At 51.2% G+C, this 16,286-nt stretch carries 10 protein-coding genes; all 10 read left to right on the top strand.

Annotation, left to right across the window (positions count from 1 at the left end):
- The first annotated feature begins 1 nt into the window (after window position 1).
- The 10 genes from IEV98_RS22680 (at window position 2) to IEV98_RS22635 (ending at window position 16,280) form a co-directional block, all read left to right on the top strand.
- On the top strand, window positions 2-2,695 hold the full coding sequence (locus tag IEV98_RS22680; protein WP_188508331.1) for a glucosidase family protein: 2,694 nt from the start codon (window positions 2-4) through the stop codon (window positions 2,693-2,695).
- A gap of 3 nt (window positions 2,696-2,698) precedes the next feature.
- Complete coding sequence (locus tag IEV98_RS22675; protein WP_188508330.1) at window positions 2,699-4,321, top strand: SLC5 family protein; 1,623 nt, start codon at window positions 2,699-2,701, stop codon at window positions 4,319-4,321.
- 15 nt (window positions 4,322-4,336) lie between these two features.
- Window positions 4,337-5,104, top strand: a complete 768-nt coding sequence (locus tag IEV98_RS22670) for a PIG-L deacetylase family protein (protein WP_188508329.1) — start codon at window positions 4,337-4,339, stop codon at window positions 5,102-5,104.
- A complete protein-coding gene (locus tag IEV98_RS22665) occupies window positions 5,097-6,014 on the top strand; it encodes a DUF5107 domain-containing protein (RefSeq protein WP_188508328.1) in 918 nt (305 codons plus the stop codon). The genes IEV98_RS22670 and IEV98_RS22665 overlap by 8 nt, the downstream gene beginning before the upstream one ends.
- A 28-nt stretch (window positions 6,015-6,042) precedes the next feature.
- Window positions 6,043-7,218 carry a mandelate racemase/muconate lactonizing enzyme family protein gene (locus IEV98_RS22660; RefSeq protein ID WP_188508327.1) on the top strand — a complete coding sequence of 392 codons (1,176 nt, stop codon included), beginning with the start codon at window positions 6,043-6,045 and terminating at the stop codon, window positions 7,216-7,218.
- Between the two features lies 1 nt (window position 7,219).
- The gene (locus tag IEV98_RS22655; RefSeq protein WP_188508326.1) at window positions 7,220-7,978 is read left to right on the top strand and encodes an SDR family NAD(P)-dependent oxidoreductase; all 759 of its coding nucleotides are present in this window, start codon (window positions 7,220-7,222) and stop codon (window positions 7,976-7,978) included.
- Window positions 7,979-7,986: 8 nt separating this feature from the next.
- Window positions 7,987-8,742 carry an SDR family NAD(P)-dependent oxidoreductase gene (locus IEV98_RS22650; RefSeq protein WP_188508325.1) on the top strand — a complete coding sequence of 252 codons (756 nt, stop codon included), beginning with the start codon at window positions 7,987-7,989 and terminating at the stop codon, window positions 8,740-8,742.
- A 235-nt stretch (window positions 8,743-8,977) separates the two neighbouring features.
- Window positions 8,978-9,829, top strand: a complete 852-nt coding sequence (locus IEV98_RS22645; RefSeq protein ID WP_188508324.1) for a fumarylacetoacetate hydrolase family protein — start codon at window positions 8,978-8,980, stop codon at window positions 9,827-9,829.
- 15 nt (window positions 9,830-9,844) lie between these two features.
- Window positions 9,845-13,288, top strand: coding sequence for a pyruvate carboxylase (locus IEV98_RS22640; RefSeq protein WP_229738919.1), 3,444 nt, complete (start codon window positions 9,845-9,847; stop codon window positions 13,286-13,288).
- A 46-nt stretch (window positions 13,289-13,334) separates the two neighbouring features.
- Window positions 13,335-16,280, top strand: a complete 2,946-nt coding sequence (locus IEV98_RS22635) for an FAD-binding and (Fe-S)-binding domain-containing protein (protein ID WP_307726875.1) — start codon at window positions 13,335-13,337, stop codon at window positions 16,278-16,280.
- Window positions 16,281-16,286 lie beyond the last annotated feature (6 nt).

Here is a 16,286-nt window from a genome sequence, read left to right as displayed (position 1 = left end):
CATGAAGCTTATTTTTCTGACTTTTTTCTTAGCGGTTAGTGTGGGCGCTTTCGCCCAAAAAGTTGACGAAGTTATTCTGGAGTGGAAACAGGTTCCTGAGTCAGGGAGCATCGGTGTAACGCATGGTCGGCTTGCGGGCCTTGAAATCGCTGTCGGAAAGGGAAGGACAAGTGACAGCACCTTCCGGTTCTCTTCCGAGGGCCGCGGGCGGGTACGCTTATTGCTAGACGGCGCCAATACAAAAACGGGTAGCTATTCAACGGTGGTCACGCTGGGGGCACTGACCGGGTCGTTCTCATTCTTCCTGCGCGATGTCACATCGGAGTACCCCATTTACATACCCGAGTTCGGTGTGGTTGTATTGAAAGCCGATGATCCACGGTCTTACGATGCCGTCGAACAAGCGGTTTTATCTAGAAAATCAAAGACCAAAATCCAACAGCTTACCGACGCACCGGAGGAGACGTCTTTCGCTTCCGTGGAAAATCGGACGCGGGATATGTCCGTACCGACATGGTTGGGTACCAGCCGTGATTTCCGGATTTTTCAGATCACGGAAGCACTGTCGGATTTATCGCCAGGGGAGGCCAATATCATTTCGCCACGAAGGTCGGTTTCGGCGGTAACGTTGCCCGAAACCGGAGACCAGGCAGTTAATTACCTGTACACCGTGGGACGTGGTGTCGGTGTGCAAGACAATATTTCGCGCCGCTTGGAACAGGGATCGCTGCCCCTATTGCATAGTACATTGACCGATGACGACATTCAATATCATTCGACTACATTTGTCGGTTTTGAGAAATCGGCCCTCTCGCTTGGGTCGCAATTCGGTACCGACTTTTTGGTAGCCGATAGCCATAGCGGCGGACATATGTTTACGGAGGGCCAGAAGCAATTGCTCGCGGAGAGACAGGAAGAAGTGCTCAACCCGGCGGAAGAAACCGTGTTGTATTTCCGGTCGGAAGCGGTCAATACCGGCACCGTGCCACGATACGCCTGGTTTAAGGCGCCGCGGCCCGGCACGGGTTGGCACCATAAGAAAGACTACACGTTCGACGCGGAGACGGGCTTTTCCACCTACGCATCCGGACGGGTATTCAGCATTTCCCGTTTGAACGGCCAGCCCCTACAGAATGAGGAGATTGCTGTCCTTGTAGCACCGGGCGAAAAGGTGGTGTTTGAATTTTATGTCCCGCATAGCCCCATCGACAAGGAGCGGGCTACGGCGCTGGCCGGCCAGTCGTTTGATCAACGGTATACCGAAACTAAAAAGTTCTGGCAAGATAAACTCGCGCAAGCGGCAACCATCAAGCTGCCCGAAAAGCGGATCGAAGAAATGATCAAGGCCGGTTTACTGCATCTCGACCTGATTACATTCGGTAACGACCCCAACGAGACCTTGGCACCGAACATCGGAGTATATTCACCCATCGGCACGGAGAGTTCGCCGATTATCCAATTTTACAACTCGATGGGCTGGCAGGACGTAGCCAAGCGCTCGCTGACCTATTTTTTGGATAAGCAGCATGAAGATGGGTTCATCCAGAATTTCGGTGGTTACATGGTTGAGACAGGCGCTGCACTGTGGACCATGGGTGAATATTTCAGGTATACCAACGATACGGAATGGGCACGGCAAGCGTCACCGAAGCTGTTGAAATCGGCGGACTACCTTATCGAGTGGCGCAACCAGAATAAGAAGGACGAGCTGGCCGGTCGGGGCTATGGGATGATCTCGGGGAAGGTCGCCGATCCGGAAGATCATTTCCACCAATTTATGCTTAACGGATATGCATATATCGGTATGAGCCGCGTCGCGGAGGTGCTAGCGGCCATCGGTCACGCGGATGCTGATCGGATCGGCAAGGAAGCGGCAGCATGGAAGGCGGATATCCGCGAGTCTTTCTTTAATGTGATGGCGCTATCGCCCGTCGTGCCGCTGGGCGATGGCACATGGTGCCCCACGGCACCACCATGGACGGAGGCCGTCGGACTTCGTGCACTCTATATGAAACCGGAAGCGTTTTGGTCCCACGGTACAGTTTCTGTGTCGGATGCGATGCTTGGCCCTCTCTACCTGGTGTTTTGCGAAGTGCTGGATGCGGATGAGCCAGCGGCCAAGATGCTGCTGGATTACAATAGCGAACTGTTTTACCAAGGTAATGCCGCATTTAGTCAGCCTTACTACAGCCGCCACAACTGGGTGCAGGCGAAGCTGGGCATGACCAAACCGTTCTTAGAAACGTATTACAGTACCTTCGCGGCATTGGCCGACCGGGAGACCTACACCTTTTGGGAGCATCTATACAAATTATCCCCTCATAAAACCCATGAAGAGGGTTGGTTCCTGATGGAAACCCGATGGATGCTCTATATGGAAGACGGGAATGCGTTGGACATATTTAAGACCATACCCCGGGCTTGGATGGCCGATGGCGAAGAGCTTTTAATGGATGGCGTATGGAGCTACTTCGGACCGCTGCGTGTCGAAGCGAAATCACACGTAGAAGAAGGGTACATCGAGGCGACCGTTGAAAGCACGGGAGATCGGAAACCCGAGACCGTACGCGTTAGGCTGCCGCATCCGGCACATAAAACGCCGGTACAGGTAACGGGGGGTACGTACGACGAAAAAACAGAAAGCGTCATTGTGAGTGATTTTACAGGTAAAGCAACGGTCAGGTTAACGTTTTAATATATGTCCGCAAGCACCTTAGACATCCTCACCATTGTCGGTTACTTTACCATCATCATCGTCATCGGTGTTTGGTCTAGCCGCGGCAAGAAAGACGATGCAGCGCAATATTTTACCTCGAAGGGGTTGCTGCCGTGGTGGGCGATAGGTGCGGCCTACGTGGCCACGGGGCTCAACTCGGAGCAGCTCATCGGAATGAACGGCATGGGCTACCTCGTGGGCTTGCCGCTGGTGAACTCGTATTTGATTGCGATTTTTGTCTATACGGCGTTGATTTTCGTGTTTTTTCCGCTTTACCGCCGCAATAACATCGTGACCATGCCGCAATACCTCGGTGAACGGTTCGATAAGCGCAGCCAGAACGTGTTTGGGGTACTATTGCTGCTCAGCTACGTGTTTCTGAGTTTGGCGGTCGTATTGTATGGCGGCGCGAAACTGTTTGAGGTAATCTATGATATACCGCTCTGGCAGGGCATATTGGTGTTGGGTCTGGTGTCGGGTGTCTTTACCATATTCGGCGGCATGTCTTCGATGATCAACGCTTCCGTATTTCAATTCGCGTTGATGTTCGTGGCCGGTGGCATCCTGTTTTACTTGGGGTATGTGAAGCTGGAAAATGGATGGCAAGACATCGTGGACCATGCAGCGGGTGGTTTTCACCTGATGCAGCCCATGGATACACCGATTATGCCTTGGCACGCCGTGCTGTTTTCGCTATTTAACCTCCAATTGTTCTACTCCTGCATTAACCAAACGCTGGTGCAGCGTGGCTTCGGGGCGAAAACGGAATGGGATGTGCGCATGGCCGTCGTATTTGCATTGGCATTTGTGCTGTTACGGCCGTTCCTGGAAATATTTCCGGGGATGATCGCCAGAGCGCTTGCGAATACGGGATATCCGGAATTTGCGGTTACGCCGGATCAAGTGGATAACGTATACCCGATGTTGATTGCCAACCTTATTCCCAAGGGGATGCAAGGGCTCATATTGGTGGGTATATTGGCAGCGATCATGTCGACCATTTCGGCTTTCCTGAATTCGATTTCCACCTTGTTTACGTACGATGTGTACAAGAAATGGATCAACCGGCAAGCCAGCGATAAGCAGTTGGTGCGCGTAGGGATGTGGTGTACCTTCGGGCTGATGGCATTCAGCGTGCTCTATGCGCCGGTGATTAGCAACATGGGCGGGATTTTCATTTATTTCCAGTCGCTATCTACGTATTTGGCGGTGCCTGTGGCTACCTGTTTTTTGGCCGGCATGTTTTGGAAACGGGCTACACCGGCGGCATCCCTTACGGTTTTGACCGTAGGGATACCCCTCGGTGCGCTGATCCAGTTGGTGCTGATCCCCGCGTTGTTTCCTGAAACGGCCATAGCCACTTATGGCTTGGATAATTTTTATGTAATCGGTGGGATTACCCAGATTTTCTGTGTGGCCATTATGGTGGGTGTAAGCTGGTATACTCGGCCGCGTGCCGTTGCCGAAATCAGTAACCTCACATGGACGCCCAAGCTGTTGCGGCTTCCCGAAAATGAGCCGCGCCGGCTGTGGTGGCAATCGGTATGGCTCTGGTGGGGCATTTTAGCCCTTATTTATCTGGTGCTTTACATCCTTTGGTGGTAATTAGTTGATTAAAAGATGACGAATAAAAATACAGTACTCTGCCTGATGGCGCATCCCGACGATGCGGAGATTTTGAGTGGGGGATTGTTGGCACTGTTGGCCGCGAGAGGTTGGCAGGTAACGATAGCTACGATGACGCCGGGGCAAGCGGGTTCTACCCAACTCGATGCCGAAGCGATCAGTGCGGTCCGGCGCAAGGAAGCGGCCGCGGCTGCTGCGGTCATTGGCGGGAATTACCATTGCCTGGAATCGGAGGATATCTTTATTTTATACGACAAACCGACTTTGCTGAAGGTCATTGCGTTGTTCCGGGAGGTACAGCCAACGCTGGTAATTACAGCTAGTCCAGACGACTATATGCTAGATCACGAAATCACCAGCCACCTTATACAGACGGCATGCATGGCGGCGACCATTCCCAATATCGTGACGCCCGGTTTGCCGCTTCTTCGACAGGTGCCACATCTCTACTATGCGGATGCGGTGCATGGGAAAGATCGGGTCGGCCGGGAGATCGTTGGAGACACCATGGTAGACATTACGGACGTAATGGCAACGAAGGAGACGATGCTTTGCTGCCATCATAGCCAACGGGATTGGCTGCGCTCGATATCGAAAGTGGATGAGTTCGTTTTGTTGATGAAGTCGTTTTCGGAACGTAACGGCAAGCTGATCGGCCAACGGTATGCGGAGGGCTACCGGCAGCACTTGGGGTTCAGCTATCCGCAGGATAATTTGCTGGCTACGGAATTAGGGACATTAATCCACGAATACCATGCGTAAGACGCTGATCACCCCGCGTATGGAGCAAGGATTGGATATCATCTGCATGGAGAACGACCACTTGCGCGTGGATGTCATCCCGGCATTGGGCGGAAAAATCAGCAGCGTATTCAATAAGGAATATAAAAAGGAGTTTTTGTGGCATAACGAAAAGCTCGACCTGCAGGAAAACCGCCCGGGGGATGATTACGATAGCCACTTTTTGGGGGGCATCGATGAGTTACTCCCTAACGATCTCCCAGAGGAAATCGATGGCACGGCCTATCCCGATCACGGCGAACTCTGGACGTGCCGTCTGGAGCACGCGGTATCTGAAAATGCGGTCTCGGTGTATGGGGTGCTGCCACTAAGTGGATTGCATTATCGAAAAACGGTGTGTTTGGAGACAGGGACCGCGAAAATTAAGTTGACGTACCACATCATCAACGAGTCGGGCGAACGCCGCCGGTTCTTGTGGAAGCTACATGCCGCGCTACGGATTGCCCCGGGCGATCGGCTCGTTACTCCGGCACGCCAAGCGAAGGTGGTGAACCTGGCGGCGTCACGCTTCGGCGATCCCGGCGAGTTCAAATGGCCGGTCATTGCGGGAGTAGACGCATCGGTGGTGCCGGAGAAAAATGGCACCATGGATTTTTTCTACCTATATGATTCGCCAGCTGGGGAGATGGCGTTACTGTCGGAAAATGGGAAATGCCGCTTTTCTTACCTTTATGACCAGCGGGTTTTCCCCTATCAGTGGTACTTTGCTTCTTACGGTCAATTTCGGGATCATTATACCGCGATACTGGAACCGGCATCTGCGATGCCTGTGCAGGTGAACGAAGCGGCTGACCGGGGGCAATGTTCGGTGTTGGAGCCGGGGGAATCAATCGATACCGTGGTGACGATTTACGCCGGCGGGAATGGATAGCAATCGAAACACAAAAATAAACAGCAATATGAAGATAGAATCAGTAGACTTTTTTTACTTACGGATGCCAGAGGTACTGGATATCGGAGATGGTAGCCAGGATGCAACATTAGTACGCGTGCGGGCCGGGGGCCTGGAAGGCTGGGGCGAATGCGAAGCGGCGCCGTTGCCAACGATTGCCGCTTATGTATGTCCGATGTCGCATAGCGCCTGTAAGCCGGTGAGCTATGGCGTGGAAGGGATGCCCCTGAACGAGCCGGAAGACATCCGGAAAATTGGGCAGAAGGTTCACGCGCACAGCTTTGACTTGTTGCAGGCCGACCATACGTTGTCGGGAATTGACATTGCGTTATGGGATCTGCTCGGAAAAAAATTGGGAGAACCGGTATATCGATTGTTAGGGTATAAACGCGCGTATCCGAAAACCCCGTATGCATCGCAGCTGTTTGGGGATACCCCGGAGCTGACCTACGAAAAGGCGGTGCAATCGCGGGCGTCGGGTTATCGGGCAGTCAAATTCGGCTGGGGGCCGATCGGGCGGGATAGCGCCGCAGTCGACGCTGCCCATTTCCGGGCGGCGCGTGAGGGGCTGGGCGCGGACGCGTACCTGATGATTGACCTGGGTACCGTGTGGGGCGAAGATGTGGCGGTGGCACGCGAGCGGTTAGCCGCGTTGAAAGATGTGAATGCCTACTGGCTGGAAGAACCCTTTACGAATATGGCACTGGGGCCCTATAGCAAACTGGCGAAGAGCGAACCGCGGGTACGGCTGGCGGCAGGCGAAGGATGCAATAACTATGTGCAAGCGGCCGCCATGTTGGATTATGCGGAACTCGGTTTTATCCAGATCGATACGGGCCGCATCGGCGGTATCACCCCCGCAAAGCGGGTGGCTGACGACGCGGCGGCCAAAGGGATTACGTATGTGAACCACACGTTTACATCCCATCTGGCACTCAGTGCTTCCCTCCAACCTTACGCCGGCGTGAAGGAGGACGTGATCTGCGAGTATCCCGTGGAGCCCAAACAACTGGCGCTGGATATCACCACGAATAAAATCCTTCCGGATGAGAATGGACAGATTGTCGTGCCTGATGCCCCGGGTTTAGGAGTTGACGTACAACTAGAAGCACTGAAGGACTATGTGGTAGACGCTGAGATTCGTATCGGCGGATCATTGATATACCAAACACCAGCTATATAAAATGGATAATAAAAGATTCGAAAATCAGGTCGCGGTAATATCCGGCGGTGCGGAAGGGTTGGGCAAAGCTGTCGCGCTTCGGCTGGCTTCAGAGGGAGCTAGGATTGTCTTGTTTGATGTCAATGAAAAGAAGCTGACAGCGACCGTCCGAGTACTCGAAAGCCGGGGTATTGCTGTACTGGGGCGTTGTGTAGACATAGCTGATGAACAGGCGGTGAAATCAGGCTACAAAGCCGCTGAAGAAAAATTCGGAAAAATTGACGTAGTCATTAATTCGGCTGGTATCGTAGGGCCTACCAGCACGTCCATACTGGATTATACCTTGGCAGATTTTGATCGTGTGTATCAAGTGAATTTACGGGGTGCATTTTTGATCGCAAAGTACGGTCTGCAGGCGATGGCAGTAAAAGGGTACGGTCGCATGTTGCTCATCGCCTCCATAGCGGGCAAAGAAGGAAATCCGTTCATGGCGGGCTACTCGGCGACGAAGGCAGGTGTGATCGGCTTGGTAAAAGGGCTGGGCAAGGAATTCGCCGAAAAGGGAATAACTGTCAATGGGTTGGCTCCCGCCGTTATAAAGACAGCGATGAATGAAGATACAGCCCCGGAACAGCTAGCTTATATGACGAGCAAAATTCCTATGGGGCGACTAGGTACCGTGGCGGAGGTAGCTGCTATGGCCGCTTTCATTGTTTCGCCAGAGAACAGTTTTTCCACGGGGTTTGTTTATGATATTTCAGGTGGTCGAGCGACCTATTAATAAGCGATATGTCAAGAAAAAAAGTAGTGGTTTTGGGTGGTTCATCCGGTATCGGAAAGGCCATCGCCGAACGGTTTGCAAAAGAAGGTTGGTTGGTCATTATAGCCTCTTCCGATCAATCCAAATTAGATATAGCGTATGGTGGATTGATAGGGGGCGGGCACGAGGCCATTCAATTGGATATTAGGAACGAAAAACACCTGAAAAGTTTTGTAACACATATTGCAGATAAGTATAATAAATTTGATGTACTTGTTAACAGCATCGGCGTGTCGGCGCATATGGACTTATTGGAGTCCAATTTTGTGGATTGGGATAATGCACTACAGGTGATGTTATACGGCACGGTAAAAAGCTGTCGAAGTTTGGTGCCCTTGATGAAACATGGTGGGCGTATCATCCATATTACTTCCATCCACAACAATCGGGTCGAGAAAGGAAGTTCGGCTTACGGAATGGCAAAAGCCGCCATTACACAGTTTACACGGTCACTGGCCTTGGAGCTGGCACCTGAAAATATCCTGGCCAACACGATTGCGCCGGGTTTTATTGACACGCCGATGTCTGTGGATGATAACGGGCAGAACGAGTTGGAGACCGAATGGTTTCGTGATAATTATATCAAATATGATCACTTGCCATTGAAACGCCCCGGGCGCCCTGAAGAGGTGGCTGGCGTGGCTTACTTCTTAGCAGGACCGGATGCGTCTTATATGACGGGTTCGGTCGTTACAGTTGATGGCGGGCTAACGATAACATTTTAGTTTTTCGAAAAATGGAATGGCGTTTTTTACAGTCAAGCAAATAATGTATCAACTCTAGCAAACCTAAATTTATTAAGCAAGTATGCCAATGTCCATGCTCGTTATCCAATCTTATCAATATCGGATGTTATATTGCCATTGTGTGGGGAATATAGTTGAGCTTGCCTATTTTTGAAGTGCGAGTTGTCATGTATATACAAGCAAATAAATAGAGATCGATATAAATTCATACATCATGAGATTAATCCGTTTTGGCAATCCGGGGACTGAACGCCCGGGAATTTTGGATGAACACAATATTAGACGGGACCTGTCAGGCCGTTTCCGCGATTGGGATCGGGCGTTTTTCAACGATGGCGGACTGGAAAAGCTAAATGAATACCTATCCATTAACCCGCGTCCAAGCGCCGTAGCAGACGACGAACGTTGGGCTGCACCCATTGCCCGGCCGGGTAAAGTGATCTGTATCGGATTGAACTACTCCGACCATGCCAAGGAATCCAACATGGCTATCCCGCAGGAACCCATTGTCTTCCAAAAAGGCTCCAATACGGTGGTAGGTCCGTATGACCCCATCATTATACCACGTGGCAGCGAAAAGACTGATTGGGAGGTCGAGCTCGGTGTAGTTATCGGTAAAGATGCACGTTACTTGCAAACCAAGGAGGAGGCGAAAGGCTATATCTTGGGATACTGCGTGGTCAACGATGTATCCGAGCGGGCATTCCAATTGGAGCGTGGCGGGCAGTGGACAAAGGGGAAATCGTGTGATAACTTCAGCCCCACCGGGCCTTGGCTACTAACTGCAGAGGAGGTGGCGGATGTACACAACCTCAGCCTAAAGCTAACCGTGAATGACCATACCATGCAAGATGGCAATACGAAAAATCTGATTTTCGATGTATATCATATCATCCATTACCTCTCTCAGTTCATGACCCTGGAAGCTGGCGACTTGATTTTAACAGGTACGCCTGCCGGTGTCGGATTGGGAATGAAGCCACCGCTATACCTGAAGGCGGGTGACGTAGTGGAGTTGGGCATTGATGGACTCGGTGAGCAGAAACAGGTGTGCGAACAGGCGTAGTGCCACGATCAAAGCATGATGAACATCAAAAAAGTACTCATCGCCAATCGTGGTGAGATTGCTATCCGAATCAGCCGCGCTTGCAACGAACTTGGAATCGGTACCGTGGCCGTTTATACCTTCGAAGATCGGTATTCGTTGCATCGCTATAAGGCGGATGAGGCTTATCAGATCGGCTTGGATACAGAGCCGCTGAAGCCTTACTTAGATATCGAAGCTATTATCGCTATTGCCAAAGATTGCGATGCGGATGCGATACACCCGGGCTATGGCTTTTTGTCCGAAAACGCGACGTTTGCACGTCGGTGTGCGGCAGAAGGAATCATCTTCGTGGGGCCGTCGCCGACCGTGATGGAAATGCTCGGCGATAAGGTGAGTGCTAAAGAGGTCGCTCAAAAAGCAGCGGTACCCATTATCGAAAGCAGTAGAGGGACCTTGGATGTTGTAGCGGCGGCACTTTCCGAAGCGTGGCGCATCGGCTATCCATTGATGTTGAAAGCCGCCGCCGGTGGTGGAGGACGTGGCATGCGCGTAGTTCGCAATGATGTGGAACTGGAAGGGGCTTTTGCCAGCGCCCGCAATGAGGCCCTGAATGCGTTTGGCGATGGTACGGTATTCCTGGAAAAGTACATCGAAAACCCAAGACATATCGAGGTTCAGATCGTAGGCGACCAACATGGCAACATCAGGCATTTATACGAGCGTGATTGCTCTGTGCAACGTCGCTTCCAAAAGGTGGTAGAAGTGGCCCCCGCTGCTAATCTGCTGACCGAAACACGTGAGCAATTGTATGCTTATGCGACAGGTATAGCCAAGGAAGCAGGATACGACAATGTGGGAACCGTGGAGTTTCTGGTAGATGCCAACGGGCGGGTATATTTTATTGAAGTAAACCCACGCATCCAGGTGGAACATACAGTCACGGAGATGGTGACGGGTATAGACCTGATCAAAACACAATTATATATTGCTTCGGGGTACCGGTTAACTGACAAACAGGTGTCGCTGGATGAGCAGGCGGCCATTCCGCTGAATGGTTATGCCATTCAATGCCGGATTACCACCGAGGATCCGGCAGAGGGCTTTAAACCCGATTATGGCACCATCATTACTTACCGTAATGCCGCGGGTTTTGGCGTACGGTTGGATGAGGGTAGTGCCTATCCGGGCATGAAGGTAAGCCCATTTTTCGACTCGATGCTGGTAAAGTTGAGTACGCATGGCAACACCTTGGCTGAGGCTGCAAAACGTATGGATAGGGCGCTTCGGGAATTCCGTATCCGGGGAGTAAAAAATAATATCGGGTTCTTGGAAAACTTAGTCACTCATCCAGTCTTTTTGGCTGGGGAGGCCACGGTGGGGTTCATCGCAGCTCATCCTGAACTGCTCAAGCCGGCTGGCCGGTTGGATCGTGGTACCAAATTGCTGGAGTTTCTTGGAGATATTTCGGTAAATGGCAACCCTGATGTTAAAGGGCAGGCCAGGCCGTCCCGGTTGGATCAACCATCTATGCCGGCGACCGACGTTCAGGCGGCTTATCCAAAGGGAACCAAAGATCGCCTTACGGAACTCGGCCCGGAAGGGTTTTGCGAATGGTTGTTTAACGAAAAGCGAATACATTACACCGATACGACCCTACGTGATGCCCATCAATCGTTGCTGGCTACCCGCTTACGCACGTATGATATGTTGAAGGTGGCTGCCGGATTTGCAAAGGCACACCCACAACTATTCAGTATGGAGGTGTGGGGCGGAGCTACTTTTGACGTATGCCTGCGCTTCCAATTGGAGGATCCTTGGCAGCGATTGGCGAAATTGCGTAAAGCGATTCCAAATATCTTACTGCAGATGCTCATCCGGGGGTGTAACGGCGTGGGCTACGCTGCCTATCCGGATAACCTCATCGAGGCGTTCGTGGAAAAAAGCTGGGAGACGGGGGTGGATATCTTCCGCATTTTTGACTCGCTCAACTGGATGGAGAATATTGCTCCCTGTATCGAAATGGTGCGAAAGCGCACAGGTGGTCTCGCCGAAGGAACCCTTTGCTATACCGGAGACATCCTCGATCCTGCACGTACGAAATATGACCTCAGCTACTATGTAAGAATGGCTAAGGATTTAGAGAATGCAGGAGCTCACATACTGGGCATTAAGGATATGTCGGGCTTGCTGAAACCGTATGCGGCGCAAGAACTCATCACCGCATTGAAGGATACGGTTAAGATACCGATACACCTGCATACACATGATACGTCGTCTTTGCAGACCGCTACCTACCTCAAAGCCATAGAGGCGGGAGTCGATGTGGTGGATTGTGCATTGGGTGCGCTCTCGGGCCTTACCTCACAGCCCAACCTTAATGCCGTTGCGGAAATGATGCGTTTCCATAGGCGGGAAAATCTATTCGATATGGATAGTTTGAATGCGTATAGTGATTATTGGGAGCATGTCCGCACGTACTACGCACCGTTTGAATCAGGGCTGAAAGCAGGGTCAGCCGAGGTTTTTCAGCACGAAATCCCGGGAGGGCAATATTCCAACCTGAAACAACAGGCTACAGCTTTGGGCCTGGGTGATCGTATCGCGGATATCAAGCACAGCTACGCGGATGCCAACAGTTTATTTGGTGATATTGTAAAGGTAACGCCCAGTTCAAAAGTGGTGGGTGACATGGCACAGTATATGGTGGCCAATAATCTTTCAAAAGATGATGTGATGACAAAAGGAGGGAGCTTATCATTTCCCGACTCGGTCGTGTCGTTTTTTAGAGGAGATATCGGGCAGCCGGAGGGTGGTTTTCCGGCAAAACTACAAAGAATGGTGATGAAGGGCCAACCGGCCTACACTGAACGCCCGAATGTGCATCTGCCCCCCTTGGATTTGGAACAGGATTTCAAAACATTCCTGCGAGAATATGGGATGGATTTTGTCTTTACGGACTACTTAAGCTATAAGTTCTATCCGAAAGTATTTACCGAGTACGCGAAAGCGTATCGGAAATACGGCGATGTTTCCGTAGTGCCTACGCGGTATTTCCTGTATGGGATGGAACCCGGAGAGGAAACGACCATTGAGATAGCCAAAGGGAAAACCCTCCTGGTAAAACTCGTGTCTATCGGGCCGTCCGATACGGAGGGCAACTGCACGGTCTTCTTCAAGTTGAATGGTCAGACACGTAATCTGGAAATACATGATGCCAGTTCAAATGTGGTACGAAAAGAGAATAAAAAAGTGGATATAGCCGATGGCCGGCAGGTGGGGTCGCCGTTGCAGGGCATGCTATCGACGGTGTTTGTGACTGTAGGCGATACGGTAAGGGTAAATCAACCGCTTTTTATCATTGAAGCGATGAAAATGGAAACCACCGTAACCGCTGCGGTGGAAGGACGGGTTAAGCAGGTTGCACTTGCGACTGGTACGTTGGTAAATACCGATGACCTTGTGGTAGAGATGGAATAGTATCGTGGATGTGTCCTATTAAATGAAGGAAACGTATCTTTAAGACGTGAATAGAAGTGTCGATAATATGCAAGATGGTTTAGCCAAATTGGCGGGGGCATTAAAGGGAGCTTTTTACTACAATTCAAGTGCCGAACACCAAACATTGCTCCGTGCGTATTCCACGGATGCATCGGTATACCAGGAACGCCCGCTAGCGGTAGCAGTACCCATGAATGGGGAAGACTTAAAAACGTTGATCGCATTTGCTTCCGCTCACGGTGTGACCCTTATTCCGCGCACAGCTGGCACGTCGCTGGCCGGACAAGTAGTAGGCCGGGGTATCGTGGTGGATGTATCCAAGCATTTCAATGGAATACTTGAAGTAAATGCGCAGGAACATTGGGTACGCGTACAGCCCGGTGTGGTTCGCGATGACCTGAATGCGCATCTTCGACCGTATGGGGTGATGTTCGGGCCTGAGACATCCACGGCAAACCGGGCGATGGTTGGCGGTATGGTGGGTAACAATTCATCGGGCTTGCATTCCATCGTATGGGGAGACACACGCAGCCACTTGTTGGAAGCAACCGTTCTCCTCGATGATGGATCGGAAGTGGTTTTTCGGGCATTGGATGATGCGACATTGTTCGATAAGCTAACCTTGTCGACCCGGGAGGGCGATATCTACCGCCGGATGAACGATTTGCTCTCGGATGCCGACAATCGCGAAGCCATAAAGACCGGTTATCCAAAGCCTACGCTCACACGGCGTAATACCGGATACGCACTGGATATGATGGTCGATACCGGACAGCCCTTTAATTTCTGCAAACTGCTTGCCGGATCGGAAGGAACACTAGGCATCCTTACGGGGGCTAAACTGAACTTAATCCCGCTGCCGCCGAGTGAAGTAGGATTGCTGTGTATACATTGCAGTACACTCATCGAATCCCTGCACGCCAACATCGTGGCGTTGCGCCACCATCCTGAGGCGTCCGAGTTGGTCGATAAATACATCATGGACTTCACCAAAGAGCATCCCACCTACCGGTATAACCGGTTTTTCATCGAAGGTGATCCGGCCGCATTGTTGATGGTGGAATTCAGAGGTGATACTATTGACGAGGTGCAACAGAAAGCCGCGGCGTTGAAGGCAGAGCTAATGGCCGTTGGATTGGGGTACGCTTATCCACTGATTACCGGCCCGGAGACCAACTTGGTGTGGGATGTCCGCAAAGCAGGCTTGGGATTGATCCGTAACTTGCCTGGTGATACCCAGCCGGTAAATCTTATTGAAGATTGTGCCGTACCACCGGAAAACCTGCCTGCATATATCGAAGATCTGCAGCAGATACTTAGTCACCACGGATTGGATGCGTCGTATTATGCGCACGCCGGAGCTGGTGAATTGCATGTGGAACCGTTGATTAATTTGAAAACCGATGAAGGGAAACGTGTATTCCGTGCGGTGCTGGCCGATACCACCCAGCTGGTTAAGAAGTATAATGGCTCATTGAGTGGCGAGCATGGCGATGGACGGCTCCGTGGCGAATTTATCGGTGCCGTGCTGGGTGAAGCCGTATATGGGTTGCTCAAAGAGGTGAAAATGATCTTCGACCCAAAGGGGGTATTCAATGCAAACAAGATCGTAGACGCACCGCCGATGGACAAATTCCTGCGCTACGAACAGGATACGAGCGCCATTAAGATCGATACCGTCTTTGATTTCCGTAAACAGGAAAGTATTTTACGGTTGTCTGAAAAGTGTTCCGGATCCGGCGACTGCCGCAAAACGCATATCTCCGGTGGCACGATGTGCCCCTCGTACATGGCCACACGGGAAGAAAAGGATACGACCCGCGCTCGAGCAAATATATTGCGTCAGTTTCTAACCACGTCAACGAAAGCTAACCGCTTTGATCATCCCGAAATCAAGGAAGTGATGGATTTATGCTTAAGCTGCAAAGGCTGCAAAACAGAATGCCCATCGGGCGTCGATGTGGCAAAAATGAAAGCCGAGTTCCTGCAGCATTATTACGATGCCAACGGGACGCCGTTCAGAACCTGGGTAATCGCCAATTTCACCAAATCACAGCAACTCGCTTCGTATTTCCCTAAATTATACAATGCAACGATTAGCAGCCGGATACTGTCGCCATTGGTGAAGCAGGTGCTTGGCTTTGCGAAGAATAGATCGCTGCCCAAGGTTGGGCGGACGACGCTGCGCAAGTGGATTGAAAAACAGCAACCGCCAAGCGGTTGGCAGCCTACGCAAAAAAAGCAAGTTTACCTATTTTGTGATGAATTTACAGAATATAATGACGTGAGCATCGGCCAAGCCACCTATCGGCTACTCACCGCATTGGGTTATCAAGTAGAACTGGCCAGGCATGTCGAAAGTGGTCGTACTTATCTATCAAAGGGTTTGGTACGGAAGGCCAAGGCAATTGCCAATACCAACGTCAACTACCTGAAGGACCTCATCACCACTAACACACCATTGATTGGTATTGAGCCTTCGGCTATTCTTACTTTCCGGGATGAATACCCGGATTTGGTCGACAAGGAGCTGCAGAAAGACGCTTATCAGCTGGCAAAACATACACTGCTTATCGACGAATTCCTGGCAATGGAAATGGAGGCTGGACATATTGTCGAGTCCATGTTTAGTGACGTGCCCCGCCAAGTAAAGCTGCATGGACATTGTTACCAAAAGGCGTTTCATTTGGTGGAACATACCGCGAAGATACTTGCATTTCCAAAAGGATATGAAGTGACGGTAATCCCATCGGGATGTTGTGGTATGGCAGGCTCGTTTGGTTATGAGAAAGAACATTACGACGTGTCCATGAAAGTGGGGGAATTGATACTGCTCCCAACGGTACGGAGTACACCCGATGAAGTATTAATCGCTGCTCCCGGTACGAGCTGCCGCCACCAGATTAAAGATGGTGCCCAGCGTACTGCATATCATCCTGTTGAAATCCTTTGGGAAGCATTGCGCAGGTAATAAGTT

Origin of the sequence: Parapedobacter pyrenivorans (assembly GCF_014636865.1) — a bacterium.
GTDB classification, from domain to species: domain Bacteria; phylum Bacteroidota; class Bacteroidia; order Sphingobacteriales; family Sphingobacteriaceae; genus Parapedobacter; species Parapedobacter pyrenivorans.
This window is presented reverse-complemented; position numbering and strand designations above follow the sequence as displayed.

Coding starts and splice junctions, on each gene's coding strand:
- IEV98_RS22655 (WP_188508326.1), top strand. CDS start 7,220: ATGGATAATAAAAGATTCGAAAATCAGGTCGCGGTAATATCCGGCGGT.
- IEV98_RS22640 (WP_229738919.1), top strand. CDS start 9,845: ATGATGAACATCAAAAAAGTACTCATCGCCAATCGTGGTGAGATTGCT.
- IEV98_RS22680 (WP_188508331.1), top strand. CDS start 2: ATGAAGCTTATTTTTCTGACTTTTTTCTTAGCGGTTAGTGTGGGCGCT.
- IEV98_RS22670 (WP_188508329.1), top strand. CDS start 4,337: ATGACGAATAAAAATACAGTACTCTGCCTGATGGCGCATCCCGACGAT.
- IEV98_RS22650 (WP_188508325.1), top strand. CDS start 7,987: ATGTCAAGAAAAAAAGTAGTGGTTTTGGGTGGTTCATCCGGTATCGGA.
- IEV98_RS22675 (WP_188508330.1), top strand. CDS start 2,699: ATGTCCGCAAGCACCTTAGACATCCTCACCATTGTCGGTTACTTTACC.
- IEV98_RS22645 (WP_188508324.1), top strand. CDS start 8,978: ATGAGATTAATCCGTTTTGGCAATCCGGGGACTGAACGCCCGGGAATT.
- IEV98_RS22660 (WP_188508327.1), top strand. CDS start 6,043: ATGAAGATAGAATCAGTAGACTTTTTTTACTTACGGATGCCAGAGGTA.
- IEV98_RS22665 (WP_188508328.1), top strand. CDS start 5,097: ATGCGTAAGACGCTGATCACCCCGCGTATGGAGCAAGGATTGGATATC.